The 26,712-nt window shown below is 66.0% G+C and carries 24 protein-coding genes; 16 read left to right on the top strand and 8 right to left on the bottom strand.

What is annotated here, in order from left to right; genetic code table 11:
- Positions 1-3: 3 nt before the first annotated feature.
- Positions 4-945, bottom strand: coding sequence for a DUF808 domain-containing protein (locus tag IFT58_RS07480; protein WP_192094341.1), 942 nt, complete (start codon positions 943-945; stop codon positions 4-6).
- A 188-nt stretch (positions 946-1,133) separates the two neighbouring features.
- Between IFT58_RS07480 and IFT58_RS07485 the strand changes: the two genes are divergently transcribed.
- The gene (locus IFT58_RS07485; RefSeq protein WP_342029542.1) at positions 1,134-2,774 is read left to right on the top strand and encodes an AarF/UbiB family protein; all 1,641 of its coding nucleotides are present in this window, start codon (positions 1,134-1,136) and stop codon (positions 2,772-2,774) included.
- 399 nt (positions 2,775-3,173) lie between these two features.
- Positions 3,174-5,276 carry a phosphoglycerol transferase I gene (locus tag IFT58_RS07490; protein WP_192094343.1) on the top strand — a complete coding sequence of 701 codons (2,103 nt, stop codon included), beginning with the start codon at positions 3,174-3,176 and terminating at the stop codon, positions 5,274-5,276.
- Positions 5,277-5,915: 639 nt separating this feature from the next.
- On the opposite strand, the gene IFT58_RS07495 is transcribed toward IFT58_RS07490, so the two are convergent.
- Both IFT58_RS07495 and IFT58_RS07500 read right to left on the bottom strand, forming a co-directional pair.
- Positions 5,916-8,288 carry a DUF3772 domain-containing protein gene (locus tag IFT58_RS07495; RefSeq protein WP_192082579.1) on the bottom strand — a complete coding sequence of 791 codons (2,373 nt, stop codon included), beginning with the start codon at positions 8,286-8,288 and terminating at the stop codon, positions 5,916-5,918.
- A 120-nt stretch (positions 8,289-8,408) separates the two neighbouring features.
- Entirely contained in the window at positions 8,409-8,657 is a 249-nt protein-coding gene (locus tag IFT58_RS07500) for a hypothetical protein (RefSeq protein WP_188325295.1), read from the bottom strand.
- Positions 8,658-8,819: 162 nt separating this feature from the next.
- On the opposite strand from IFT58_RS07500, the gene IFT58_RS07505 reads away from it, so the two are divergent.
- The 3 genes from IFT58_RS07505 to IFT58_RS07515 all read left to right on the top strand — a co-directional run bounded on the left by IFT58_RS07505 (position 8,820) and on the right by IFT58_RS07515 (position 11,483).
- On the top strand, positions 8,820-9,314 hold the full coding sequence (locus IFT58_RS07505; RefSeq protein WP_188325296.1) for a lipocalin family protein: 495 nt from the start codon (positions 8,820-8,822) through the stop codon (positions 9,312-9,314).
- Between the two features lie 4 nt (positions 9,315-9,318).
- Positions 9,319-10,533: an FAD-dependent oxidoreductase gene (locus tag IFT58_RS07510; RefSeq protein WP_192094344.1), complete on the top strand. Its 1,215-nt coding sequence runs from the start codon at positions 9,319-9,321 to the stop codon at positions 10,531-10,533.
- A 449-nt stretch (positions 10,534-10,982) separates the two neighbouring features.
- Positions 10,983-11,483 carry a hypothetical protein gene (locus tag IFT58_RS07515; protein WP_192082261.1) on the top strand — a complete coding sequence of 167 codons (501 nt, stop codon included), beginning with the start codon at positions 10,983-10,985 and terminating at the stop codon, positions 11,481-11,483.
- A gap of 113 nt (positions 11,484-11,596) precedes the next feature.
- Here the strand turns inward: IFT58_RS07515 and IFT58_RS07520 are convergent, their stop codons facing one another.
- Complete coding sequence (locus IFT58_RS07520; RefSeq protein WP_188325299.1) at positions 11,597-12,040, bottom strand: PepSY domain-containing protein; 444 nt, start codon at positions 12,038-12,040, stop codon at positions 11,597-11,599.
- Positions 12,041-12,161: 121 nt separating this feature from the next.
- On the opposite strand from IFT58_RS07520, the gene IFT58_RS07525 reads away from it, so the two are divergent.
- The 3 genes from IFT58_RS07525 to IFT58_RS07535 are packed head-to-tail and all read left to right on the top strand — an operon-like array spanning position 12,162 to position 14,460.
- On the top strand, positions 12,162-12,458 hold the full coding sequence (locus IFT58_RS07525; protein ID WP_192082259.1) for a PepSY domain-containing protein: 297 nt from the start codon (positions 12,162-12,164) through the stop codon (positions 12,456-12,458).
- Complete coding sequence (locus tag IFT58_RS07530) at positions 12,458-13,120, top strand: response regulator transcription factor (RefSeq protein WP_188325301.1); 663 nt, start codon at positions 12,458-12,460, stop codon at positions 13,118-13,120. Before IFT58_RS07525 ends, IFT58_RS07530 begins: the two co-directional genes overlap by 1 nt.
- 11 nt (positions 13,121-13,131) lie before the next feature.
- Positions 13,132-14,460: a sensor histidine kinase gene (locus tag IFT58_RS07535; protein ID WP_192094345.1), complete on the top strand. Its 1,329-nt coding sequence runs from the start codon at positions 13,132-13,134 to the stop codon at positions 14,458-14,460.
- 85 nt (positions 14,461-14,545) lie between these two features.
- Here IFT58_RS07535 and speA read toward each other — a convergent pair whose 3' ends face one another.
- On the bottom strand, positions 14,546-16,435 hold the full coding sequence (gene speA / locus IFT58_RS07540; protein WP_188325303.1) for an arginine decarboxylase: 1,890 nt from the start codon (positions 16,433-16,435) through the stop codon (positions 14,546-14,548).
- A gap of 175 nt (positions 16,436-16,610) precedes the next feature.
- Between speA and speE the strand changes: the two genes are divergently transcribed.
- The 6 genes from speE (at position 16,611) to IFT58_RS07570 (ending at position 21,860) form a co-directional block, all read left to right on the top strand.
- Positions 16,611-17,465, top strand: coding sequence for a polyamine aminopropyltransferase (gene speE / locus IFT58_RS07545; protein WP_192094346.1), 855 nt, complete (start codon positions 16,611-16,613; stop codon positions 17,463-17,465).
- 230 nt (positions 17,466-17,695) lie between these two features.
- Positions 17,696-18,520, top strand: a complete 825-nt coding sequence (locus IFT58_RS07550; RefSeq protein WP_197974567.1) for a sugar phosphate isomerase/epimerase family protein — start codon at positions 17,696-17,698, stop codon at positions 18,518-18,520.
- A complete protein-coding gene (locus tag IFT58_RS07555; RefSeq protein WP_192094348.1) occupies positions 18,517-19,218 on the top strand; it encodes an AzlC family ABC transporter permease in 702 nt (233 codons plus the stop codon). Before IFT58_RS07550 ends, IFT58_RS07555 begins: the two co-directional genes overlap by 4 nt.
- Positions 19,215-19,559, top strand: coding sequence for an AzlD domain-containing protein (locus IFT58_RS07560; RefSeq protein WP_192094349.1), 345 nt, complete (start codon positions 19,215-19,217; stop codon positions 19,557-19,559). Before IFT58_RS07555 ends, IFT58_RS07560 begins: the two co-directional genes overlap by 4 nt.
- A 1-nt stretch (position 19,560) precedes the next feature.
- Positions 19,561-20,871 (top strand): aminotransferase class I/II-fold pyridoxal phosphate-dependent enzyme, encoded by a 1,311-nt coding sequence (locus IFT58_RS07565; protein ID WP_192094350.1) that lies wholly within the window; start codon positions 19,561-19,563, stop codon positions 20,869-20,871.
- Positions 20,868-21,860, top strand: a complete 993-nt coding sequence (locus IFT58_RS07570; RefSeq protein ID WP_192094351.1) for a PDR/VanB family oxidoreductase — start codon at positions 20,868-20,870, stop codon at positions 21,858-21,860. Before IFT58_RS07565 ends, IFT58_RS07570 begins: the two co-directional genes overlap by 4 nt.
- A gap of 16 nt (positions 21,861-21,876) precedes the next feature.
- Here IFT58_RS07570 and IFT58_RS07575 read toward each other — a convergent pair whose 3' ends face one another.
- Positions 21,877-22,782 carry an aspartyl/asparaginyl beta-hydroxylase domain-containing protein gene (locus IFT58_RS07575; protein ID WP_188325310.1) on the bottom strand — a complete coding sequence of 302 codons (906 nt, stop codon included), beginning with the start codon at positions 22,780-22,782 and terminating at the stop codon, positions 21,877-21,879.
- A gap of 357 nt (positions 22,783-23,139) precedes the next feature.
- Between IFT58_RS07575 and IFT58_RS07580 the strand changes: the two genes are divergently transcribed.
- Positions 23,140-23,805: an RIO1 family regulatory kinase/ATPase gene (locus IFT58_RS07580; RefSeq protein ID WP_192082245.1), complete on the top strand. Its 666-nt coding sequence runs from the start codon at positions 23,140-23,142 to the stop codon at positions 23,803-23,805.
- Between the two features lie 326 nt (positions 23,806-24,131).
- Here the strand turns inward: IFT58_RS07580 and IFT58_RS07585 are convergent, their stop codons facing one another.
- Positions 24,132-24,470 (bottom strand): P-II family nitrogen regulator, encoded by a 339-nt coding sequence (locus IFT58_RS07585; protein WP_192082244.1) that lies wholly within the window; start codon positions 24,468-24,470, stop codon positions 24,132-24,134.
- 99 nt (positions 24,471-24,569) lie between these two features.
- Here IFT58_RS07585 and IFT58_RS07590 point away from each other — a divergent pair, with 99 nt between their 5' ends.
- The gene (locus tag IFT58_RS07590; RefSeq protein ID WP_188325313.1) at positions 24,570-24,827 is read left to right on the top strand and encodes an accessory factor UbiK family protein; all 258 of its coding nucleotides are present in this window, start codon (positions 24,570-24,572) and stop codon (positions 24,825-24,827) included.
- 59 nt (positions 24,828-24,886) lie between these two features.
- On the opposite strand, the gene IFT58_RS07595 is transcribed toward IFT58_RS07590, so the two are convergent.
- Entirely contained in the window at positions 24,887-26,701 is a 1,815-nt protein-coding gene (locus tag IFT58_RS07595; RefSeq protein WP_192094352.1) for a peptidoglycan-binding protein, read from the bottom strand.
- Between the last annotated feature and the right edge of the window lie 11 nt (positions 26,702-26,712).

A 26,712-nucleotide genomic window follows, 5' to 3' on the forward strand; every position in this document is an offset into this window, starting at 1 on the left:
CTTTCAGTGTGCGGGCTTGCCGCGCAGCTTCTGCACCAGCGTCACCGCCCCCAGCACCAGCGCGCCGACCACCAGGCCCACGCCCACGTTCACCAGCGCATTGATCAGCCACGCCCACTGGCCTTCGCCGCCATGCTCCAGCACCCAGTGGTGCAACGGCGGCACGTTGTGCACCAGGATGCCTCCGCCGACCAGGAACATCGCGGCCGTACCGGCGATGGACAAGAACTTCATCAGCCACGGGGCACCAGCCACCATGCCGCGTCCGAAGGCGGCCACCGCACCGCCCTTCTTCGCCAGGTAGAGACCCGCGTCGTCGATCTTGACGATGCCGCCGACCAGTCCGTAGACGAACACCGTCATCGCCACGGCCACCACGCTCAGCGTCAGCACCTGCTGCATGAAGGCCGCGCCGGAAGACACCACCACGCCCAGGGTCAGCACGATCACCTCGGCCGACAGGATGAAATCGGTGCGGATCGCGCCCTTCACCTTGTCCTTCTCGAAGGCCACCATGTCCACCGTGTCGTCGGCCAGCGCCTGCCGACGCTCTGCCTGCTTCGCTTCGTCTTCCTCAGCCGGGTGCAGGAAGCGGTGTGCCAGCTTCTCCACGCCCTCGTAGCAGAGGAAGGCACCGCCCAGCATCATCAATGGCACGATCAGCGGCACGTTGTACCCGCGGGACTTCAACCACGCCTCCAAGGCGCTGATCGCCAAGGCGGCCGGCACCAGGATCAGCTTGTTGACGAACGAGCCCTTGGCCACCGCCCAGATCACCGGCAGTTCGCGGTTCGCGCTCATGCCCGTGACCTGCTGTGCATTGAGCGCCAGATCGTCACCCAGCACACCGGCGGTCTTCTTCGCGGCGACTTTGGTCAGGACCGCCACATCGTCCAGCAGTGTGGCGATGTCGTCGAGCAGGGTGAACAGGCTGGCACCGGCCATGGAGGGTCCATCATCAGAGGGGGAGGAAGAAGGCGGATTCTGACCTAAAAGGCGTGAATCCCAAAAGACACCACCGGATTCACCACTCCACCACCTTGCCCCCGCCACACTGGGCCTCCTGCACCATCGCGGAGTCCTGCTTGAACAACCCGCCTGCCGCGTCTGCCAACCCGCCGCTGATCACCGGCATGAACCGCCGCAGCCAGATCCTGCGGCTGTTGATGCGCTACCGCAATTCCGGCGTGTTCTCCGGCATGAACCTGGACGCTGCAGGCGCACCCGACGTGCCGCCGGACGGCAACCCGGAGCAGTTCGTCACCGACCTGGAATCCCTCGGCCCGACCTTCGTCAAGCTGGGGCAGATGCTGTCTACCCGGCCGGACATGGTGCCGGTGGAGTTCGCTACGGCGCTGGAGCGGATGCAGGAAAGCGTCGCGCCGATCCCGGTGGAGCGGATTCACGCCATCATCGAGAAAGAACTGGGCGCCACCGTCTCCACGTTGTTCGCCAGCTTCGATCCCGTTCCGCTGGGCTGCGCCTCCATTGCCCAGGTGCACCGTGCCACGCTGCGCGATGGCCGCGAAGTCGCTGTCAAAGTGCAGAAGCCCGAGGTCGCCGCGCAGCTGCGATCAGATCTGGAAGCGCTGCGCAGTTTTGCGCTGGCCGCCGACCACCTGACCCAGGTGGGGCGCCGTGTGCGCCTGCGCGACTGGTTGAACGAGTTCGCCAAGACCCTGATGCAGGAGCTGGATTACCAGGCAGAAGCAGAAAACCTGCAGCGCTTCGGCCAACACCTGCGACCGTTCAAGCCGCTGTGGGTCCCGCAGCCCATCTGGGACTACTGCAGCAACCGCGTGCTGACGATGCAGCTCGCCGACGGCGTGCGCGTGGACATGATCCCGGATATCCGGCGCACCGAACACTCGATGGACCCGCTGGCGGCTGCGCTGATCCGCGGCTACCTGGACCAGATTTTCGTGCACGGCGAAATCCACGCCGACCCGCATCCCGGCAACCTGCGCGTGACCCACGACGGCCGCTTGGCCATCTTCGACCTGGGCATGGTCGCGCATATGCCGCCGCGCCTGCGCGAGCGTCTGTTGAAGGTATTGTTCGCTGCGGTGGATGGCCGTGGCGAGGAAGTGGCCGATGAGATCATCGCGATCAGCACACGGCTGGAGTCGTTCGAAGAAGAACGCTACCTGCGCGAGACCGGCCAGATGATTGCGCGGTACGCCGCCAGCAATCACTACTCCGAAGGCCGCGTGGTGCTGGACATGGTGCGTATCGCCACCGCCAGCGGCCTGCGCACGCCGCCGGAACTGAGCCTGATCGGCAAGGCCCTGTTGAACCTGGAATCGGTGTGCCGCCTGCTGTCACCGACACTGGATACGCGACGCATCGTGGAGAAGCAGCTGCAGCACGTGATGCGCGCGCGGCTGAAGAAATCGTTGTCGGCGGCCAACCTGGCCAGCGAAGCGATGGAAGTGCAGGAACTGCTGCGCGTCGGCCCGCGCAAGATGACCGACATCCTCGCATTGCTGGCTGAAAACCGGCTGCAGATGAAGGTGACGGGGCTGGAAGAATCGCGCCTGATGGAAAACCTGCAGAAGATAGCCAACCGCGTGTCGGCCGGCATCGTCACCGCCGCCCTGATCCTGGCGTCGGCGCTGATGATGAAAGTGGACAACGGCGTGCATCTGTTCGGCTACCCCGCAATCGCGATGATACTGATGTTGATCGGCGTATTCCTCGGCCTGGGCATCATCACCAGCGCACTACTGTTCGACCGCCGCGCCCGCGCCCGCGAAGAACGCGGCCACCGGTAGAGCAGGTCGGTAGAGCCGACTTCAGTCGGCTGCTCGTGCACCACGCTCGATGCCAGCCGCCCGGTAGAGCCGACTTCAGTCGGCTGCCAACGCCCCACGCTCGATGCCAGCCGACCGGTAGAGCCGACTTCAGTCGGCTGCTGGCGCACTACGGTTGAAGCCAGCCGACTGAAGTCGGCTACCAACGCGCATCATCCACGCGCTATCAAGCGATTCACACCAACGCCACAAAGCTGACGATTTATCCACTTTTGTCGTTTTCGGCAAACATTTCAGTCAGGTTCGTGCAGGCATGATCGAGTCATCGGTCTGTCATGTTGTTGTGGTTGGCAGTCCGGTCGAGATGGACACGCGTCGGTACGACGTCCATCACCACCTCCGTCACTGCCGAATATGCCCATGCTCTGGATTTTGTTGCTTACGCTGTTCGTGCTTGCCTGGCTGTTGCTGGTTTCCAGTAAATGGTTGTGGTGGAAGGCCGGCCTGCTTTCGGTACTGCTGATCGCCCTGAGCACCTGGTGGCTGGTGGACCAGCTGTCCGGCGACGGATTGAATGCGGCCACGTTGTACCACTTGGGCGCCGATATGGAAGGCGCCGGTGTCTCCGATTTCAAGCGGGTCATCGCGGGCTACATTGCCCTGCTGCTGGTGTCCCTGCTGCCGTTTGCCCTTGTACGCATCAAGCGCTGGCAACGACCCGGCCGCGGCAAGACACTGTTCGCCAGCTTCACGGGACTATGGTTGCTGGCCGTGTGTGTCAGCCCGCTGTTCGCCGACGGCCAGCGTCTTTACTACCAGCTGCGCCCGGTCGATTTCGCTGAGATCGCCCCGGAATACCAGGTGCCGACGCAGCCGCTGCAGCGCCCGCGCAACATCGTCTGGATATACGGCGAAAGCCTGGAACGCACCTATCTCGACGAGAGCGTATTCCCCGGCCTGATGCCGAATCTCAACCGCTTGGCGGCGCGCTCGCTGGATGTGCGCGGTCTGGATTCGCCGGAGGGCAGCGGCTGGACCATCGCCGGACTGGTCGCATCGATGTGTGGCGTACCACTGACGACCGCGCAGGGCGATGAGAACAGCATGGACCGCATGGGCAGTTTCCTGCCCAAAGCCGTCTGCCTCGGCGACTACCTCAAGCAGCAGGGCTACACCAACCACTACCTGGGGGGCGCCAACGGTCAGTTCGCCGGCAAGGGGCAGTTCCTCGCCAGCCATGGCTTTGACGAAGTGCACGACCTTGCCTGGTTCAAACAGCAGAAGAAGGTCGGTCGCATCCATTACTCCGCGTGGGGCGTGCATGACGACGTGCTGCTGGATACCGCCTATCGCCGCTTCGAGCAGCTGTCGCGTGCGGGCGAACCCTTCATGCTCACCACGCTGACGATGGACACCCATCACCCGGCCGGCCACCTGCCGGTGTCGTGCAAGAACGAGCGTTACGAGAGCCCGCACGGCAACATCGGCCTGCTCAACGCGCTGAAGTGCACGGATCGCCTGATCTCACAGCTGGTTGAGCGTATCCAGGCCAGCCCGCATGGCAAGGACACGTTGATCGTCGTGTCATCCGATCACTTGGCCATGCCCAACGACCTCAGCCACGTGCTGGCCAAGCAGGAGCGCGAGAACCTGCTGCTGTTCGTCGGCAAGGACATCGAGCCGCGCCAGCTGCAGGTGGACGATGCCACCACGCTGGACAGCGGGGCGACCCTGCTCAGCCTGCTGGATCCTGCCATCCAGCGCATCGGCTTCGGCCGCTCGTTGATCGATCCGCAGCGGCCGGCCAGTGCCAGCGTCGCCGCACGCAAGGACAACGGACGCGACTATCCCAAGTACCTCGCCTTTGCCCGTTCGTTGTGGCTGGGCGAGCCAACGCGCGAACTGCGCATCGACGACAGCAACCAAGTGATCGTCGGCGTGCAACATGTGCAGCCGCCGGTGCTGCTGGAGTACGACAAGGACTGGGCACTGAAGACGGTCTACCTGGAAAACACGTCGCGCCAATTCGATGAAGCCGACAAGGACAGCACGCTGGCGTATGTAGACCGCTGCACCGCCTTCGAGGATGGATCGGCCGACGGTGACTGGTGCGCGTTGCTGGTCAACCGCGAAAACGGGATCAAGCTGTATCGCGATGATGACCTGCGCGGTGGTGTGCAGGTGGATGCAGCGCTGGATGCCTTCGATGGTCCGCGTCCGAGCGTTCGCCAGGCCCACATGATCACCGACAAGGGCCGTCGTACCCGTGCTGGCCAGTACATGCTGGAACTGGTGGCGAGTACCCAGCCGCAGCGGGGCTTCTGGATCGAAGCGGTGTCATCGCAGCGGCAGGTGGTGCTGGCCCAGCAGTGGGTGCAGCCCGATGCGAGCGGCCGCATCAACCTGAGCTTTGGGTTGGATCATGAAGTGGATGATCTGGAGATCCGCGCATGGTTGAACCATGCCGAGAAGCTCGCCGTGGATACTTTTGCGCTGGTGCCATCGCGGCGTCCACGCGGATAGTGGGTCGAACGGCTGAGCCCCTCGCGAGTGGGGGGGGCTGTATCTGGTGCTGGGCCGGGCGGTGGGGCTGGGCGGGGGACGGCAATAGCCGCATCCATGCGTGCCTCGTTTCGCGCCATCCATGGCGCTCAACGCCCCCGCCCAGCCCCACCGCCCGGCCCTCTGACAGGTTTCGGTGCCCGCCACCCGCGCAGAAAAAATGAAGAAAGAGCGGTAGCGCCGAGCCGTGCTCGGCGGAGTGTTTCCGCCAACGGCCCGCTGCGCTCGCCGACCGTGGGTCGGCGCTACCGATGTCCGCATGTCCGACGGCCCTCATGCCCGCGATGACCTGACGAAGGCAGCCGCGCCGAGCCGTGCTCGGCGGAATGTTTCCGCCAACAACCCGCTGCGCTCGCCGACCATGGGTCGGCGCTACCGATGTCCGCATGTCCGACAACTTCCATGGCCGCCATGGACCTGTCGAAGGTGGGGCGGGGTGGGGTGGCGGGGGCGTTGAGCGCCATGGATGGCGCGAAACGAGGCCCGCATGGATGCGGCCCTTGCCGTCCCCCGCCAACCCACCCCGCCCCACCAGCACACAGCCCTGCAGCTATTGCCGTTGCTGTTGCCTCTGCAAGCGCTCCAACCCGAGCCGCAGACTCAACCTGCGGCGTCGGGGTCACGTACCAAGTGGATGTCCGTGGGCGCAGACAACGCGATATCCCGCGCGGCCAATTCCTGCAGCAGGGTGAAGAACAGGTCGCTGCGGGTGCCGTACACCTGCCGCGGACTGGGCACGTAGGCAAAGCTGTTGATCGCCACCTGGCCACCGCTGATCGAGTCGATGAACACCGACGGCGCCGGGTCGCTCAACACGCTCGAATGCGCCTCGTAACTGTCCAGCAGCACCTGCTTCACCGCCGCCACGTCTGCATTCAACGGCAGGGTGAACTGGATCTGGATGCGGCCCTGCGCGCTGCCCATGGTCATGTTGCGCACCGTCTTGGTGATCAGCTCCGAGTTCGGCACGATCAGCGTCGACTTGTCGCCCACGGTGATCTCGGTGGAGCGCACGTTGATCCGGCGGATGTCGCCTTCCTGGTCACCGATCTTGATCCAGTCGCCGATCTTCACCGGCCGCTCGGCCAGCAATATCAGGCCGGACACGAAGTTCTGCGTGATCGCCTGCAGGCCGAAACCAATACCCACCGACAACGCACTGACCACCAGCGCCAGCTGCCCGAAGCCGATACCCAGTGCACCCAGCGCCCACAGCACCGCCAGGATGATGCCCAGATAGCGCGCCACGGTACTGATCGAGTTCTGCGCACCCGAGTCCAGCTCGGTCTTCGGCAGGTAGGTATCGACCAGCCAGCGCTGCAGGGCCTGCATCAGCGCTAGGCCGCCCAGCAGCACCACCACGGCCAGCAGGATCTTGCCGGGCTGCAGCCTGATGTCCGGGCCAATCGGGATGCCGTCCGACAGTGCCTCAACGCTGCCCATCACCGAACCAAGATTGCCGAACGGTGCGGTGAAGATCAGCAGCGCCATCAGCACCAGCGCGATGCGGCTGAACGCAGACAACAGCACGCCCGCCTGTTCCACCTGCGCCGCGCTCAAGCCGGTGGTCAGCACCACGGTGCGGCCAACCCGGCTGTCCGGGTGCAACATCCACGTGCACAGGTCATCGGCGAATTTCAGCAGCAGACTCGTCGTCAGCGCGACGATGCCGCCCCATACAAGCTGCGAGGTCACGAACTTGGCGAAATTGAGATAGCCCAGCAGCGAGGCAATGATCGCCGCCACCACCACCACGTTGCCGGCAACGCGGGTCAGTACGATCCAGCCACTGCGCTGGGCCGGACCGCGTGCACGCGAATCGGCAGCCTGCGCTTCGGCACGCTCGGCGGCCTCGGCGGTCTGCCGCCGATGCAGGCGGGACAAGGTCACCAGCATGGCCATGATCAGGCACAGGTAGATCAGTGCGATCACCCCGTCCAAGGCGATGGTGTTGATCTCACTGGTGCGCGCCGCCCGGTCCACGGCCGCCAGCATGATGCTTACCCAGCTCACCACTGCCGCGCTCCACGCGTACTTGCGCAGGTTGCCGGCGGCCCGGTCGTCCAGTTCCAGCAGCCGCCACGACGGGCGCTTCGGGGCCAGCAGACACGAGCTCAGCGCCACGATGAAGGCGGAGAAACACGTCGCCCCCAGGAAATAGTTGGACAGGGTTTGCAGACGCGGCGGGATGGCCCCCACCGCGTCCATCGCCGACACCAGCGCCCACGCGGCAAGTCCCGGCAGCAGCGTGCCGACCACCAGCAGCCACACGGCCAGACCGGTGCGGCGCAGGCGGCCCTTGGGGGCATGCTCTGCGGCCGCGTACCGCCGTCCCAGCGCGCGCAGCCACAGTCGCACAGGGAAGAAGAGCACCAGTGCAACGCCCAGGCCCAGCAGCGGCAGGCCCCAGCCCTTGCGCTTCACCGCATCGCGTACGGCGCCCGTCCCCAGCCGATAGAGGGCCAGCACCCGGGTGGTATCGGTCGGTGCCGTCGCCGCCACCTGTGCCCACAGGGCCGGTGACAGCGGCGAGGCCACCTTGCGGCCCAGCTCTTCGCTGAACTGGCTGGCGCGCAGTTTTTCTATGTCGGCGGTGAGCTGGTTGGCGTTGACCACGGCCAGCTCGGCGCGCTTGATCGTGCCGTCTACCGCGTTGCGTTGCTTGGTCAGGCTCGTCCGCTGCACGGCCACTTCGCGGGCCTCGGTGCTGCCCTCGGCCACCTCGCCCAGCGGCACCAACTGTTCGGTCAGCTGCGCCAACTGCGGCTGCAGCGCCTTGGCCGCCGCATTCGCATCATCCTTGGCCGACTGCGCGCGCTCGCTCAGCGTCGCCAGCGTGTCGGGGGTCTCGGCGTCCTCCAGCGATGCCCGGGCGGCCTTCAGCGTGGCCTCCGCCCGGGTCACCTGCGCTTCGGGGGTCAGCTCGGCCGGCTCCTGCGCCAACGAGGGGGCACTGAGCAGGAACAGGAACATCAGCAGGCCGGCAAGGGCACCGCGCTTGGCTATCAGGCTGGAAAGAGACAAAACAAGGCACCGTCATGCACGGACCACCGCGCGTGCGCGGACTATACGACGACCCACGTGGTGAACGGATCAGTACTTCAGGCGCAGCTCTTCCACCTGAGGCTGCTGGGCCAGGTACCAGTCCTGGAAATCCTCTTCCGGGATCTCTTCCGGGGCATACACCGCAATGGGGTCCCACGCGTGGTCGGTCGGCAGCGGCTGGCGCGGACCGGCACGCAGCGTATAGGTCACGCCGTCGTGCTCCACCACGTCCTCGGCCTGCTCCCAGCGGGCGCGTTCGAAACTGGATTCGGTTTTCAGCAGGATCACCTGGTACATCAGCATCACTCCTTGGTACGTGCCATCAGCATGGGCCCGCACAGCGGCCCGTTAAAGCCATCCCCTGTTACGCAGCGTTGCGGCTACGCCACGAGAAGGCGGTTTCACCTGTCCATGTCGGCACGGGCGGCAAGGTGGCCTACCCCTTCAGGGACAAGACCCATGACCGCCCATAACGACCTCAAGACCGTCCCCGATCTCAAGCTGCCGCGCTACCTCGGCACCTGGTACGAAATCGCGCGCCTGCCAATGCGCCACGAGCCGGAGGCCTGCACCGATGTGTCGGCCCACTACAGCCTGCAGGACGACGGCAACATCCGCGTGCACAACCGCTGCCGCATGGAGGGCGAGATCGAGGAGGCCATCGGCGAAGCAAGCGTGGTCGACAATGACAGCGCCCGGCTTGCCGTCAGCTTCCTGCCCAAGGGCCTGCGCTGGCTGCCCTTCACCAAGGGCGACTACTGGGTCATCCAGATCGCGCCCGACTACAGCGTGTCGCTGGTCGGCAGCCCGGATCGTGACTACCTGTGGTTGCTTTCGCGTACCCCGCACCTGGACAAGACCATCCGCGATCATTATCTGGCCACTGCGCGCCAGCAGGGCTTCGATCTGTCCAAACTGATTGATACCCCGCACACCGGCAACCCGACGGCCTGATCCCATGGACCTGAAGAGTGGCTACCCGTACTGGTCCATCCGCAATGGGCTGATCCAGGCGTTTCCTCCGCTGGAGGCCGACCTGCACTGCGACGTGCTGATCGTGGGGGGAGGCATCACCGGCGCCCTGATTGCCGATGAACTGTCTGCCCACGGGCACGAGGTGGTGCTGATCGAGCAGCGCGACATCGGCTGGGGCAGCACGGCAGCCAGCACGGCGCTGCTGCAGTATGAGATCGATACCCACTTGGTGGACCTCGCCAAGCAGTACGGCGAGGACGATGCCGCACTGGCCTACCAGGCCTGTGCGGACGCGCTGACACAGCTGCGCGAGGTGACATCCGGCCTGCGCGGGGTGGACTTCAAACAGATGGACAGCGTGTACCTGGCCAGCAAGTCGCGCCATGTGGCGGTGCTGCAGGACGAAGGTGCCGCACGCCGACGACACGGCCTGGATGCGCGCTGGCTGGACAGCGACGCGCTGCGCGAGCGCATGGGCATGGATGGCGCCGGCGCGCTGCTGACCCGTCAGGCTGCCCGTGTCGATCCGTACTGCCTGACCTACCGCTTGCTGGAGCGGGTAAAACGACGCGGTGGCCACGTACATGACCGCACCGTGCTGCATGCCCTGCAGCCCACCACACGCGGCGTCACCGCCCACACCGAATCCGGGGTGGAGATCCGCGCGAAGCACGTGGTGCTGGCGCAGGGTTACGCCAACCAGCAATGGCTGGACAAGCGCGTCGCGCGCAATCGCAGCAGCTACGCGTTGATCACCGACCCACTGCACGAAGACCAACTGGGCGCGCTGGCCAGCACGATGGTGTGGGAGAGCGCACGCCCCTATCTCTACCTGCGCAGCACGGGCGACAAGCGACTGCTGCTGGGCGGCCTGGACGACACGGTGGATGTGCCCGCGCGCCGCGACCGGCGGGTGGACAGCAAGTCGAAGAAGCTGTTGAAAGGGTTGAAGCAGTGGTTCCCTGCGCTGGATCCCACCCCCGCGTTCGCGTGGGCCGGGACGTTCGCCGAAACCGCGGACGGGCTGCCCTTCTTCGGCACGCACGCGCAATGGGGCCCGCGGGTGCAGTTCGCGATGGCCTACGGTGGCAACGGCATCACCTATTCGACGATCGGCGCCGGGCTGCTGCGTGCCAACATCGAACGCCGACGCCACCCGCTGCAAGCATTGTTCTCGTTCGAGCGGCTGGAACGCTGACCGCCCGTACGACACCATCACGGTAGCGCCGAGCCACGCTCGGCGAGCAACGCGGCGCCTTCCGCATCAGCCGCCGGCCGTCCGGGCCCGCCCGGACCACCACCGCACGCTACCGCTGACCGCCCGTACGACACCCTGACGGTAGCGCCGAGCCACGCTCGGCGAGCAACGCGGCGCCTTCCGCATCAGCCGCCGGCCGTCCGGCCCCGCCCGGACCACCACCGCACGCTACCGCTGACCGCCAATACGACACCCCGACGGTAGCGCCGAGCCACGCTCGGCGAGCAACGCGGCGCCTTCCGCATCAGCCGCCGGCCGTCCGGCCCCGCCCGGACCACCACCGCACGGCTACCGCAACCGCGCCACGACAGGCATCATTCAAGCTGCAGCTGCTAGCGTCGCCATGAGGGCCGCGTGCCCTGCCCCGTCCGCTGCTGGAGCGTTCCGTCATGATCCGCCCCCTGATCCTGCTCTGCCTGGCCTGCGCACCGTCCCTGGTGATGGCGCAGAGTGCAGCCGGAGCCACCGGCCCGCAGTCCGCGACCGGTCTCAATCTGGCCGTACCCAGCGAGCCGCTGCGCTATCTCAACGATCCCAGCTTCCAGCAGGACGCACCGGGCACGTATTACGGCGACAAGAGCGGCCCGCTGCCGCGTGGCGAAGACGGACGCGTGGCCGAGGTCACCGATGACAAGCTGCGCGTATCAGGCAGTGTCAGCACCGGCATCGGCTATTCCGAGGGCTACGGCAACAGCCACTACAACGCCGCCTCGTTGAACCTCAGCAAAAACTACACCACCGACGAGGGCAAGACCCGCGGCGTGAACGTCAACATCCATGTCAGCGAAGGCAAGGGGCCTGGGTTCTACGGCCCTTGGGGTGGCGGTTACGGCGGCGGCTTCGGTCCCGGCCCGGGATACTGGGACCGCCCGCCACCGTTCGGCTGGTAAACCCCGCCACGCTGGGCGGGATCTGGACACGCCGCGGGATCGTGACCCGTTCGCCGCTGCGCTCGCCGAGCATGGCTCGGCGCTACCAGTCCGGGATCCGCCTTCGACGTGGATCAATCCAACCAGCCATCACGCTCGCTGGCCAGCAGCCGGCCGTCATGCCCGCTCAGGCGCACGTCCACTTTCTGGTTGCGGTCATTACGCGCTTCCAGCTTCCATGTCGCGCCGTCCCGCTCCACCGAATGGATCTCACGCAGACCCTGGTCCTTCGCCTTCGCCAGCAGCTGATCGATGCTCAGCTGTGCACGGCCATCGAACTCGTCAAAGATCTCGCCGGTCTTCGGGTCGACATAGACCTCGCGGAAACGACCATCGTCGCGGGTCACGTCCGCTTCCCACAGGCCGTCGTCCTTCTCGATTTCATGGATGCGGCTGTAGCCGGCATCGCGCAGTTTCTGTTCCACCTGGGCCAGGCCCAGCGGGGCCGCATGGGCGGCGGCAGCGGTGCCCAGCAGGGCGGCGACGGTAGCAGTGGCGATCAGGGACAGCTTCTTCATGGGGTTCTCCTGGGAGGTGGACCAATGCAGGTCCGGCCAACACAGTCTGCGCACCCCACCTAACAGCTGCTTAGCCCACGCTGTTAGCCAACGGTTAGTCGGCCGCGCTATTACTACGCCCATGTATCCGTACAAAGCCGCCCTTATCGTTGCGCTGGCCCTGCTGCCCATCGTGCCGGCAGTCGCTGGCGACGACCATGCCCAGCAGACCGCGCGTCGCGCCGTCGAGCAGGGCCGCTATGTGCCGCTGGAAAACGTGGTGCGCGATGCCGTCCGCCGCCATCCCGGCAAACTGCTGGAAGTGGAGTTGGACGACGGCGTGTACGAGGTCGAGATCCTGCGCGCGGACGGCGTGGTCGTCGAGCTGGATTATGATGCCCGCACCGGCAAGCTGCTTAAAACCGAACTGGATGACTGATGCGGATCCTGCTGGCCGAGGATGACACCGAACTGGCGCAGCGCCTGCAGCCCCTGCTGGAGCAGGCTGGTTATGTAGTGGATGCCTTCACCGATGGTCGTCTTGCTGAAGAGCACGGCCAAGTGGAGGACATCCAGGCCGCCATCGTCGACCTGGGCCTGCCGGGGCTTGATGGACTGAGCATCATCGAGCGCTGGCGCGCCAACGGGCGGGGCTTCCCCGTGCTGGTGCTGACAGCGCGCGGACGCTGGCACGACAAGCTGGCCGGCTTCGATGCCGGTGCCGACGACTACCTGACCAAACCGTTCCAGCCGGATGAACTGGTGCTGCGCCTGCGCGCCCTCATCCGTCGCAGCACCGGCCATGCCAGTCCGCGCCTGCAGTGTGGGCCCCTGCAGCTGGACGTCAACGCAGGGCGTTTCAGCCTCGATGGCCACGAGCTGGCACTCAGCCCGCAGGAGTTCCGGCTGCTCGGCTATTTCATCCACCACGCGGACAGCGTGATCGGCCGCGAGCGGCTGGGTGAGCATGTGTTCGACAGCGGATTCGATCCGGACTCCAATGCACTCGATGTGCTGTTGGGCCGGGTGCGGCGCAAACTCGGCGTCGATCTGATCCAGACCGTGCGCGGCCAGGGCTGGCGCTTGACCGCGCCGGCATGAAGGTCGCGGGCATGAAGCGCGCTTCGCTGCGCAACCGTCTGTTGCTGGCCGGTGGCCTCGGTCTGCTGCTGGTGACAGCGCTTGCCAGCGCCCTGCTGGGACACCTGTTCGAGCGCGCCGCGCGTGACAGCCTGGATGCTGCGCTGGAACAGGACCTGCTGACCGTTCTCGCGCAGGCCGAAGTGGATGCCGAAGGGCGCGTGGTGTTGCGGCAAGAGCCCAATGAAGCACGCTTCCAGCGTGTGTTCTCCGGCGCTTATTGGCAACTGAGCAGCGCCGATGGCGCGCCGCTGCTGCAGTCACGGTCGCTGTGGGACCAGAGCCTCACCGCGCCGGTAGCCCCCGGCGAGGGCACCGCCAGTGACATCGAAGGCCCGCTGCAGCAGCCGCTGCGCGTGTTGGCGCGCGAGGTCAGGCTTCCGCGTGCTCAGGCCCCGCTGCAGCTGCTGGTCGCGCTGGATCGCAGTGACCTGCAGGCACAGGTGGCGCAGTTCCGGCAGCGCAGTGCGTTGGCGCTGGCGGTGCTGGTCGCCGCCTGGCTTGCCGTATTGGCCAGCCAGATCCATTTCGGCCTGCGCCCATTGCGTCGGCTCGGGCAGCAGGTGGAACGCGTGCGGCGCGGCGAAGCGCAGCGCGTGGATACCGCCGGACTGAGTGCGGAGATCGCGCCGCTGGGGGATGAGCTCAATGCGCTGCTCGACCATCACCAGCGCATGGTGGCGCGTGCCCGCACCAGCGCCCAGGATCTGGCGCACGCACTGAAGACACCGCTGACCGTGCTGGCGGCCGAGGCGGACCACGATGCAGCCCAGGCCACGTGGCGGCAGACCGTGCGCGAGCAGGGCGCCCGCATGCAGGGCAGCATCGACCGGTATCTCGCGGCGGGGCTGGCGGTCGATCATCGGCAGCGCGCGGACGTGGCCCCGGTGGTGTCCGCGCTGTGTCGGCTGATGGCGCGCGTGCATGCCGGGCGCGGCGTTGCGTTCGCCAGCGAGGACATCGATCCTGCGCTGCAGTTCGCCGGTGATGCGGCGGACCTGGAGGAAATGCTGGGCAACCTGCTGGACAACGCAGGCAAATGGGCAACGCAGCAGGTGCAGGTGCTTGCCCACGCAGAAGGTGGGCGGCTGCGTATCGACATCGTGGACGACGGTCCCGGCCTGCAGCCGAACCAGCTGCAGACCGTGCTGCAGCGTGGCGTGCGGTTGGACGAGCGCGAAAACAGCAGCGGCCTGGGCCTGGCCATCGTGGCCGACATCGCCGCCAGCCACGGCGGCGAGCTGGCGCTCGACAACGCCCACCCCGGCCTGCGCGCCACCCTGTGGTTGCCGGCAGGCTGACGACGGCTCCCAGCCGTCATGGGGCCGATCATCGGCCGCTGCGCTCACCGAGCATGGCTCGGCGCTACCGGTCAATCGGCGTCGTTCAGACCAACGGTTCGTCGGACAGGTAGGTGTACCCGGTCAAGCCCGTTTCCAGGGCATCAGCCAATTCCTGCGCGCGCTCGGCGCTCAGGTCCGCTGCCGCCACGCGCTCGGCATAGGTCGCACGCAGTTCGTCCAGGCTGTATCCCACGTAATCCAGCATCACATCGGTGGTGTCACCGCGACGCTGCTGGGTGATCGCATAGCCGCCCTGCGTCGCACGCACTTCCACCGCATCGGTATCACCGAACAGATTGTGGATGTCGCCCAGGATCTCCTGGTAGGCACCCACCATGAAGAACCCGATGCGGTAGCTCTCGCCAGACCGCAGCGCATGCAGCGGCAACGAGCTGTCCAGCGTTTCATTGCCGACGTACGTTTCCACCATGCCGTCCGAATCGCACGTCATGTCGGCAATGATGCCGCGACGGTCCGGCTGCTCGTCCAGGCGCTCGATCGGTACGATCGGGAACACCTGGTCGATGGCCCACACATCCGGGATCGACTCGAACACGCTGAAGTTGACGAAGTACTTGTCCACCAGCCGTTCATTGAGCTCATCCAGCACCGGACGGTGGCTCTTCTCGTCGAAGCTCAGGCGCGCACGCACGGCATGGGCGATGGCATAGAACAAGTCATCGATACGCGCGCGCTGCGGCAGGTCGATCTGGCCCAGCGCATAGCTGGACAGGCCTTCGGCGTGGAAATGCTGCGCTTCCTGAAACAGTTCTATCGCCGGACGCTCGCCCAGCTCGGAATGGATCTCGCGCAGGTGGCGGATCGATGCCGGCTCGTCATCGTGCTGGTCCGGCACGCGGCCTTCCATCGCCTGCTCCACCTCGGACACGTTGGCGATCAGCACCGCATGGTGCGCGGTCATCGCCCGGCCACATTCGGTGACGATGCGCGGCGGGGTCAGGCCGTGTTCCTTGCAGGCATCGGCCAGCGGCTGCACGATGCTGCCGGCATACGAGTTCAGGCCGTAGTTGATCGAGCAGAAGCTGCGCGAACGCGTGCCTTCGTAATCCACGCCCAGGCCACCGCCCACGTCCACGTGGGTGATCTTCGCGCCCAGCTGCGACATTTCCACGAAGTAACGCGTCGCTTCGCGCATGCCGTTGGCAATGTCGCGCACGTTGGAGATCTGCGAGCCCATGTGGAAATGCAGCAGGCTCAGGCAGTCGGCATATTCGGTATCGCGCAGCGACTTCCATAGATCCAGCAGCTGGCGCGGGGACAGGCCGAACTTGGCTTTGTCACCGCCGCTGTTCTGCCACTTGCCCGCACCCAGCGAGGCCAGGCGCATGCGCACGCCCAGGCCCGGCATCACGTCCAGCGCCTTGGATTCCTCCAGCACCAGCTTCAGCTCGGACGGCTTCTCGATGACGATGTAGGTCTGCAGGCCGAGCTTGCGCCCGATCAGCGCCAGGCGGATGTATTCGCGATCCTTGTAGCCGTTGCAGACGATCAGCCCGCCCGGGCGCGACAGCGCCAGCACGGCCATCAGTTCCGGCTTGCTGCCTGCTTCCAGGCCGAAGCCCTCGCCGTGGTGGCTGGCCAGGGTGCCGGCCACGCCGCGGTGCTGGTTGACCTTGATCGGGTACACGGCCGTGTAACCGCCCGGGTACTCCCAGTCAGCCTGCGCCTGCTTGAAGGCGGCCTGCAGCTTGCCCAGGCGCTGGCCCAGGATGTCCGGGAAGCGCACCAGCAAGGGCAGCTTGGCCCCGTTGGCGCGCGCCGCATCCACCACATCCGGCAGCGAAACCACCGGACCATCGGCCCCGGTCGGCCTCACCACCATGTGCCCGGCCTGATCCACGTCGAAGTAACCGTCCGCCCAATGCGGGATCGAGTAGGTCTTGCGGGCTTGGTCGAGGGACCAATCGGTCATTGAAGTCGGCCTGGTTGGTAAAAATGGGGGTGCATGATAACCCCTGATCGACGAAGGGTTCGTTATCATGCGCGCCCGCGCCCGTGGTCGCTGCCTTGGACCTGAACGGGTCGGTCGCCACGCGGCCTGCCGCCGCCCGCCCGGCTTCCCATCCTCACAACAGGATTGCTTCTCCATGACTGACAACAACAACTGGTACATCGAGCACTTCGAGCGCACCGGCTCGGCGATCGGCTACCACATCACCGGCAAGCTGGACGAAGTGCAGTCGCCCTTCCAGAAGATCGAGATCTTCCAGACCACCGACTGGGGCAACCTGATGACCATCGATGGGGCCATCATGCTGACCAGCAAGGACAATTTCTTCTACCACGAGATGATCAGCCACCCGGTGCTGTTCACCCACGCCGCGCCCAAGCGCGTGGTGATCATCGGTGGCGGTGACTGCGGCACCCTGCGCGAAGTGCTCAAGCATAAGGGCGTGCAGAGCGTCACCCAGTGCGACATCGATGAGCAGGTCACGGTGATGGCGCGCAAGCATTTCCCGGAACTGTGCGATTCCAACGATGACCCGCGCGCCGAGCTGATGTTCGACGACGGCGTGGCCTACATGGCCAACTGCCCGGCGGGCAGCGTGGACGTGGTGATCGTCGATTCCACCGATCCGGTCGGTCCGGGCGAAGGCCTGTTCAACAAGGCGTTCTACGAGAGCTGCTTCAAGGCCCTGAAGGACGACGGCATCCTGGTGCAGCAGTCCGAATCGCCGCTGATGCAGTTGGACCTGATCAACGAAATGCGCACGGAAATGGGCAAGGCCGGCTTCGGCTCGTTCAAGACCCTGCCGTTCCCGCAGCCGTGCTACCCCACCGGCTGGTGGAGCGTGACGCTGGCACGCAAGGGCGAAAGCGGATTCGACTTCCGCCAGTCCGACGCTGCCGCCAAGGGGTTCGACACCCTGTACTACACCGCCGCGCTGCACACCGGCGTGCTGGTGACCCCGCCGTTCGTGCAGGCCGCACTGAAAGGCTGACGTCACCGACGATGGGTAGGGCCGAGCGACCTCGGCCCTACCGTGGCGACGATCCGCTTACGGCAGACGCCTGCAAACCGCCATCGCCGGGGTCGCCATTGACTGACATACGAGGCCTCCTGCCGTGGGCAGAGTAGCTGCACATCCTGCAGCGAGCGTCGACCATGCGCACCCCGGCTTCCGATTACCCAGCGTTCCCCCCCTCGTCCGCCAGCTCATGGCCGGACTTCATGGCAGCCGCCGCCCAGCAGGACTACCTGGATGCCGAGTCGGGCCTCGCCCGCGCCCTGCAACAGGGTTACAGCCACTGGTACGTGGACGGGAGCCTGCACGGGGAACGCCCGGAAGATTTCCCACCAGCGCGTCTGGACGCACTGCTGGAACGGATGCAGCAGACCGGCATGCGGCCGATCTACCACGGCAATTTCAAGTCTCCGCTGGGCAGCGACGTACCGGCGCTGGCCGCAGCGGCGCTCCATTACGCGTGCCGCGAAGTCGACGTCTGTGCCCGGCTGGGCGGCGCGCCGCTGATCGTGCACGGGGGTGGCGTGGTGGAGCCACGGCTGGTCGCCGACGTACGCCAGGCGGGACTGGACCAGCTGATCGCCAACCTTCGCGCACTGGTTGCCTATGCAGCAGCACGCGGTGTGGAGGTCTGGCTGGAGAACCTGTCCAACTACACCCGCTTCCATCCCTTCTATTACATCTGCACCACTCCCGATGAAATCGCCACGGTGCTGGAACAGGTGCCTGACCTGCATCTTTTCTTCGATGTGTCCCATGCCTACGTCAACGGCGGCGACCCGGTCGCGATGTTCCAGCGTTTTCACCGTCGTATCGTCGGCATGTCCTTCAGTGACAACAACCAGGATCGCGACGCGCACCTGCCGTTGGGTGCGGGCACCCTGCCGTTCGATGCGCTGGTCGCTGCCATCCACACCGCCCGCTGGCGCGGCATGGTGGGGTTCGAAACCCGTGGCGGCACGCTGGCTGACAGTGTGCAGCTGCTCGCTGGGCTGCGTTGCCGCCTTGATGATCCGGGAGACGCGAGGTGAATGCACAGCGTGTCGCGCGCAAGAGCTTCCTGCAGGGATGCCGCGACTCCCTGCCTGTGTGCCTGACCTTCCTGTTCCTGTTCTCATCCATCGGCGCATTGGCCAGCAAGGCGGGATTCTCGCTCCTGCAGGCTACCGCCATGACCCTGACCGTCCATGCCGCCCCACTGCAGGCCCTGATCGTCCAGCAATCAGACACGTTGGGTGTGGCTGCCCTGCTGGTTGCCACGGTGCTGGTCAACTTCCGCTTCGTGATCATGTCTTCGGTGCTTGCCGAGCAGTTCCAGCACATAAGCCTGGGGCGTTCGCTGCTGTCCGCCCAGCTGTTGTCCATTTCCACCTTTACCCTTTCCAATCGATGCAGCACAGGACCAGGCGATGCGTACGCCTATTACCTCGGCTGCGGCATCACAACGCTGGGCTGCGCCATCGCGGCCACGGCGGCTGGCCACCTCATCGGCGCTTCCCCGTCGGCACAGTTGGCACAGCTTGTCGCCATCATCCTGCCGGTGCACTTCACCGCACTGGCCTGCCACGCAGCCGGTGGCAACCGGGCACTGCAGGCCACCGTGGCCGGCTTCGTGCTCACTCCGCTGATCGGGGGCCCATTGGGCAGCCTGCATGTGCTGGTGGTTCCGTTGGGCATCGCCGCCCTGCTATGTGCGATGGATGCCCACTCACAGGGGGACGCCTCATGAACGGATGGACCCTGATCGGCACCGCCGCAGCCGCCTCCTACCTCATGCGTTCCATCCCCCTGCTGGTGTTCCGCCGCCTTTCATTGCGTCGGGACAGCCCGGCGATCCGGTTCCTCCAGCATGCGGCGTCAGCGGTGATGGGCAGCGTGATCTACCTCGCCCTGTTCGGCGAGGCCTTCTTTGCGCGGCCTGCGGCCCATCTTCAGGACACCGATGGCCTGTTGAAGCTGGCCATCGTCCTGTTCGCCGGGGTGCTGGCCCTGTGGCGGCGCAGTGTGTTCATTCCCCTGATCGCCTGCACCGCGCTCTACGCGGCGGCGTTGTTGCTGGGGGCGGGCTGATATGACCGGTCCCATCCTCGCCTGCAATGGATCCGACGGACTCGGCAAATTGCTGAGATGGCACGCCGCTTGCCGAGCCGCACCGTTGGGACTGGATATGACCCGCGGACTGCCGTCCCGCGAGCAGACCGCGCTGTCCTACCCGATGTTGTCCCTGCCTGGAGTGGCGCCGTTCGACAGCGAGGACGGCCAGGATTGGCTCAACTATGGTGGGCAACAGGGCATTCCGCAGCTGCGCGCCCTGTTGGCGCCGCTGCTGCTCGGCGTGCCGCCCGCGCAGGCCGCCGTGGGCGGCAACAGCAGCCTGGCGATGATGCACGGGGCCATCGGGTTGGCGTGGCGTATCGGGTTGCCCGGGCACGCCCCGTGGTCAGCCGCCAGTGAAGTGCGCTTCCTCTGCCCGGTTCCGGGGTACGACCGCCATTTCGCCATCTGCCGCGACTATGGCATCGCGATGGTGCCGGTGCCGATGGGCGCCGATGGGCCCGACATGGACCAAGTGGAGGAACGGGCGGCCCGCGATCCGCTGATCCGCGGCATGTGGTGCGTGCCACGGCATTCCAACCCCTGCGGCGCCATCTACAGCGAGGAAGTGATACGCCGCCTGGCGACGATGAACACCGCCGCGCCGGACTTCACCCTGTTCTGCGACAACGCCTACGCCGCCCATGACTTTGCTCCGCAGGCATCCTCGCTGCCGGGCCTGTACGACGCCTGCGCGACGGCCGGTCATCCGGATCGTCCGCTGCTGTTCGCCTCGACATCGAAGATGACCATCCCGGGCGCCGGCATCGCAATGCTGGGAGGCAGTGCACAGCGTGTGCACTGGTGGCTGTCAGCCCAGCAGCGTTGCACGATCGGGCCCGACAAGGTGAACCAGGTCCGCCACCTTCGCTTTTTCGTGGACGCAGCAGGTGTTGCGCGCCACATGCAACAGCATGGATCGCTGTTGCAGCAGCGCTTCGAGCGCGTCCAGCAGGTTTTCGCGCACCGGCTCTCGGCGCTGCAGGACGTGTACTGGAGCCGGCCATCCGGCGGCTACTTCATCACCCTTTGGGTGCCGCCCGGCTGCGCCCGCCGCATCGTCCGCTTGGCCGCCGAGGCCGGTGTGGCGATCACGCCGGCGGGAACGACTCACTGCAGCGGTATTGATAGCGAAGACCGTTGCCTGCGCATCGCGCCGTCCCGCCTCTCGCCTGACCACGCAGCGCAGGCTGCCGACATCATCGCAGGGTGTGTGTTGCTGGCCTGCGCGGAAAGGGCATCGGGCACGAGCACTCATGACACCTACGCCGTGAAGCGAGCCCCTTGAACGCCACTACGTCCTTCACCATGGCCGCGTCCCCGCAGCCCGCCTGGCAGTCCACGTTCGTCAGCCGACTGCAGCGCCGCGGCAGCCGCGTGATCGTGATCGAGCTCGCTCCGGCCACCCCTGTCCCGCTGGTGGGATTCGCGGCCGGCGCGCATGTCGACCTGGTACTTCCGGATGCGCGGGTGCGCAGCTACTCGCTGATGAATCCTCCGCAGCATGCGCAGTGTTACCAGCTAGGCATCCTGCGGGTAGACGAGGGACGCGGCGGATCACGCTATCTGCATGAGCAGCTGCGCGAAGGCGATCCATTGCAGGTGTCCTTGCCGCGCAACGCGTTCCCTCTGCACGACCATGCCGGACAGAGCGTGCTCATCGCCGGCGGTATCGGCATCACGCCGCTGCTGTGCATGGCCCGGCAGCTTGTCGCGCGGGGCCGCCCTGTGCAGCTCTACTACGGCGCGCGTTCGCGCAGCGACGCGGTGTTCCTCGATGACATCGCCATGCTGGGCATCGTGCCTACCTGCCTGTTCGATGATGAATGCGACGGCCCGCCTGATCTTCCTGCCCTGCTGTCGGCACACCCGTCCGACGCGCACTTCTACTGCTGCGGGCCCGGGCCGATGCTCGACGCCTTTGCGCAGGCTTGTCAGCGATTGCAGATCCCCCATGCCCACCTGGAGCGCTTCAGCGCTTCGTCCCATGTGTCCGACAGCCCACCCCAAAAAGAGTACGACGTGGTGCTGGCGCGGTCGCGTCGACGACTCCACTATGAAGGCAAGGAAAGCCTGCTGGCCTTCCTGCTGCGCAGCGGCGTTCCGATTCCGAGCGGCTGCCGCCAAGGCGTCTGCGGCAGCTGTGCCACCCGAGTGATCAGCGGCGAGGTCGATCACCGTGATGGCATCCTGAGCGACCACGAGCGACAGCAGTCGCAGCTGATGCTGCCCTGCGTATCCAGCTGTCACGGTACCCACCTGGAGCTGGACCTCTAGCTCCAGAGCGCCGCCTTCAGATCGCCCAGATTCCCGCGATCACCGCGACCACCAGGCCCCACTTGATCACGTGGTAGGCCAGCGGGCTGCGCGCGCGCAGCGCCTTGGCCTTCAGCCGCACTTTGTATACGCCACCAAAGGCCTTGTTCACGCCACCGGTCGGATCACCCGGCAGGTTCGGCGACGCACCGCCAGCGAGCAGGGTCGAGGCCACCGCGCGGTTGAACAGCATCGGCAGCCCGAAGCGCAGCGGACGGGCGATATCGCAGAACAGGATCACCCGATCCTGGTCGGTTTCATTGTGCGCGTGATGGATGTAGGTCTCGTCGAACATCATCCACTCGCCGTCACGCCAGCTCTTCTTCACCCCGTCCACTTCGATATAGCAGCGGTCATCGTTCGGCGTGCTCAGGCCCAGATGCAGACGCAGCGAACCGGCGAAGGGGTCGCGGTGCGGACGCAGCTCGCTGCCCGGCGGCAGCTGCGCGAACATGGCTGCGCGCACATCGGGAATCGATTCGATCAGCGCCACCGTCTGCGGGCAGAACTGCTTGGCCGAGGGGTGCGACGGGCCGTACCAGCGCAGGTAGAACCGCTTCCAGCCACGGCGGAAGAACGAGTTGAACCCCGCATCGTTGAAGCTGCTTGATGCCGCGATCTTCTGTGCATCGCGCAGCGCCAGCGCCTCATCGCGGATCACTTGCCAGTTCTGGCGCAGCGGCTCCAGCTGCGGGAACTCCTTGCCGGGATCCAGGAATGGCGTGGTGGGCACCTTGGAAAACAGGTACATCACCACGTTGATCGGGGCCATGAAGCTGGAATGGTCCAGCAGCTGACGCGACCAGCGGGCGCGGACCTTTCCGCGGTAATGGATGTACAGCACGCAGGCGACGAACAGCACGGCCAGCACGATCTTGATCATTGGGTTTCCTCCGGCGGTGACCGGACGCAGGTTGCAGGGGCGGTGCCGGCGCGGACCGGGGCCGTTGGCACAGGATCGGAGGACGTGCCGATGAAGGGGCGGCCCGACCTGCGCGCAGGTAACAGGCAATGGTCGGTAGGTGCGGGGCCCGGGTCAAGCGTAGACATGTGGAAAGCGCACAAAATAATGAGTGAGACGCAATTGTCCGAATAGCAGCCACACACTGTTCCGGTGGCAAAGCCGTCAACGCATGGATTAGCGAACTCACCAGTATTAAAATTAACGAAAGTTTAGCTAGTCCCCCCTTACCGGTTCGCTTGACGCTCTGCGCCACCCACCGGGCTGTCAGAGAACGTCATGAACGCCCCCACGTTTACCCCCTCCCCTGCCTGCGGCGACGATGCCGCGTTGCCGCCGTTGCTGCTCAAGCGCGGCGAACGGTTCCTGGAACCGGATGTCTACCGCACCTGCTTCGACGGACAGCCCGCCGTGGTCAAGGACTACACCCGGTATCGCGGTACGCCGGTGTCGCTGCTCGCCCGCGTGCTGGTCCGGCACGAAGCGCACATGCTGCAACGGCTGAGTGGCTGGAAGCACGCGCCCGCCCTGCTGGGCACCATCGGCGGACTCGCCCTGGGCATGGAGTACATCCCCGGCCAGACCCTGAGTACCGCACAGGCGGTGGGCGGGGAGGTCTTCGAGCAGTTGCAGCAGGCGCTGGACCGGCTGCACGCCGCAGGCATCACCCATAACGACCTGCACGGCACCAACGTGGTGGTGAGCGCCGGCGTACCGGTGCTGCTGGATTTCACCTCGGCCTGGCGCACCCCGCGCTGGCTGCGCCGCAACCCGATCACCCGGCAGCTCAGCCGCAGCGACTTGAAGAACCTGGTGAAGATGCGTCAGCGCCTGACCGGCCAACGGCCGAGTGCGGCCTTGGCTGCGCGCGTTGCGGATCCCGGCTGGGTGGCGGTCGTTCGCCACGGGTGGAAGCGGTTCTACGCGTGGGCGAAGCGGGTCTGAGGGCGGTAGAGCGCCGCTGCGCTCGCCGAGCGTGGCTCGGCGCTACCCGGTTCGGCTGCATTTTCTGCCGTTGGTAGAGCCGACTTCAGTCGGCTGCATTTTCTGCCGTCGGTAGAGCCGACTTCAGTCGGCTGCCCTTTCTGCCGTTGGTAGAGCCGACTTCAGTCGGCTGCGTTCAACCACACAGCAGCCGACTGAAGTCGGCTCTACCCCGGCCGTTCCCCCACCGTCGCCACGCGTAGTTCCGGAGTAGCCCCCCACCGTTCCCACGCAGTTACGAAGTCGTTCCCACGCCGTCCCCCGCGCCGGTCTGGCTTCGTGGCGCGTTACAGGGCGTCGCCGTCCAGCTCGCCGGTGCGGATGCGCACCACGCTGCCCAACTCATAGACGAACACTTTGCCGTCGCCGATCTTGCCGGTGCCGGCGGCCTTGACGATGGATTCCACCACCGCCTCCACCTGGTCATCGGTGACCGCCACTTCCAGCTTCACCTTCGGCAGGAAATCGACCACGTACTCGGCGCCGCGGTACAACTCGGTATGGCCTTTCTGCCGGCCGAAGCCTTTCACCTCGGTGACCGTGATGCCGGTGACACCGCGCTCGGCCAGTGCTTCACGCACATCATCAAGCTTGAACGGCTTGATCACTGCCATGACCATCTTCATCGTATTTACTCCGTTGCTCCGGTCGCGAGGATAGCGCCTGCCAGCGTCCGGCGCGATGCAGCAGTATCCTTGTCAGCCACGGACAGGCCAGGAGCCCCCATGATCGACCTCAACCATCTTGATGACCTCGCCCGCCGCCTGAGCGATCTGGTGCCGCCGGGCCTGCGTCAATCGCGCGAAGAACTGCAGTCCACATTCAAGACCGCCCTGCAGGCCGGCCTGGGCAAGCTGGACCTGGTGACCCGCGAAGAATTCGACGTGCAGCGCGCGGTACTGCTGCGCACGCGGGAGAAACTGGAGGCGCTGGAGCGCGCCGTCGCGGAAATGGAGAAGCCGGGTACCCCACCATCGGCGTGATACCCGGCTGATGACGGGCCAGACTCCTTCCGCCAAGCGAAAGGAGCCTGACCCCGCAGTCAGCGCATCGCCACCGCGGCGCGCTGCTGCTCTTCCTGCCCCTGCTGTACCTGGGCGCTCAACTTCTCGCCCTGCAAGGCCGCACTGGTCTGCTCGGCCGGAGGTGCCGGCTGGCTCATGTCCACCATCGCGCGGAAGCCCGGCGTGGTCCCCATGACGAACGCCTTGCCGTCCTGCACCGCCACCGACTGCAGCTTCTCGGGACTGTCGATGCCCGCTTCCTTGGCCGTGCGCGTAACGTGCGCGGCCATGTCGTTGGACACCGCGGACGGCAACTGCGCGCGGATGGCCGCATGCAATGGCGTGTCCCGGTGGCCCGGTTCGCCGAGCTGCGGGCCACGTGCAGGCGCTGCGTGCGAATGGCTGTCCGCCGCGGGCTTCGGCTCGGCAAGCCGACCCAGCGTCTGCGGCCCAGCCACGCCGTCGGCCTTCAAGCCTTGGGCACGCTGATACGCGGTCAGCGCTTCGCGGGTGTTGTCACCGAAACGTCCGTCTTCGGCCAGCGGCTTGCCATGGGCATCGCGTACGCCGGCCTGGTTGAGCTCTTTCTGCAGGCGCGTGACATCCTCACCGCGTGCGCCATGACGCAGCACCGAAGAAGCCTCTTCGCTCCGCATCTGGCCTGCCGGCGCATCCTGCACCCGCCGCTGGTCCCAGAACGCTTCCGGGCTCTGCAGCTTGCCGCTGGGATCGCGCAGCTGGTAATGCACGTGCTGCGCATACTGATCGGCGCCATTCGGGCCGCGCCCGCCCATCGTGCCGATCGGCTGGCCGGCCTGGATCTGCTGGCCCTCCTTCACCTGCACGCCCTGCATGTGCAGGATCTCGTGCGAATTGCCCTGCGCGTCCTGGATCTTCACCGTGCCGTAGGTGCCGCCGGCGAAGGTGACCTTGCCGGAGATCGGCGCGTTGATGGTCGGATGCTGCAGGTTGCGCCCGGCTTGGCCACCGACGTAGTTGAAGTCGGTGCCGCCGTGGTCCTTGTGCCCGCGCTCTTCACCGTAGTGGCCGGTGATGTGCGGCTTGACGCCATTCTGCGGCGGCAGCATCACCTGCATGGTGTGCTGGAACGAGCTGGCCGACTGCTGGCTGGCCGGCTGCGCTTGCGACTGCGACTGCGACTGAGCCTCATGCAGCGCGGCCACACCGGCCCCTGCCGCAGCACCCACCGCCGCCGCAGCACCCACGGTCGACTGTGCCTGGCCCTGCGATTGGGTCTGCGCGGGTGCCTGGGTCTGGCCCTGCGACTGCGCCAAGCGCTCGTTGACGAACCGGGTGTACTCATCCAGATGCGGCAGCACCTTGCGCTCTGCCAAGCCCAGACCGCCGTAATCGCGGGTCGGGCCATCATGGTGGTACTTGTAGATGTACTCCTCGCCCTGGCCGCGACGCTGGGCCAGTTCGCGGTTGTCGATGAAGTGCTTCACCAACGCGTCGGACTGCGCTTCCACATCGAAGCGGTTGCGATTGCCCAGGCCGTAGGCACTGCCGGTGCCGTCGATGAACTGGCCCAGGCCAGAGGCCGACGTGGTGCCTGCCGCAGCATCCGGATTGAAGCCGGATTCCACGCGGGCAATGGCCAGCACGTGCGCGGTTTCGCGCGGCGACAGCCCGGCGTCCCGCGACGATTCAATCAGCGTATCGATGACACGCGATTGCACTTCCGGGGTGGCATCACCCCAGCGCCGCGACTCGCCGTGCAGGCGGCCATCGGTCTGGTCGATCGGCTCACGATAGTGGCTGTAGGGTTTGATCTGATCACTGCGGTAACCAGCCCCGCGGGGCTGGACCATGTCTTGGTAGATGTCAGGCATAGCGGTGCGAT

It is taken from the genome of Stenotrophomonas sp. CFBP 13718, from assembly GCF_014842145.1.
In the GTDB taxonomy this organism is placed as follows: domain Bacteria; phylum Pseudomonadota; class Gammaproteobacteria; order Xanthomonadales; family Xanthomonadaceae; genus Stenotrophomonas.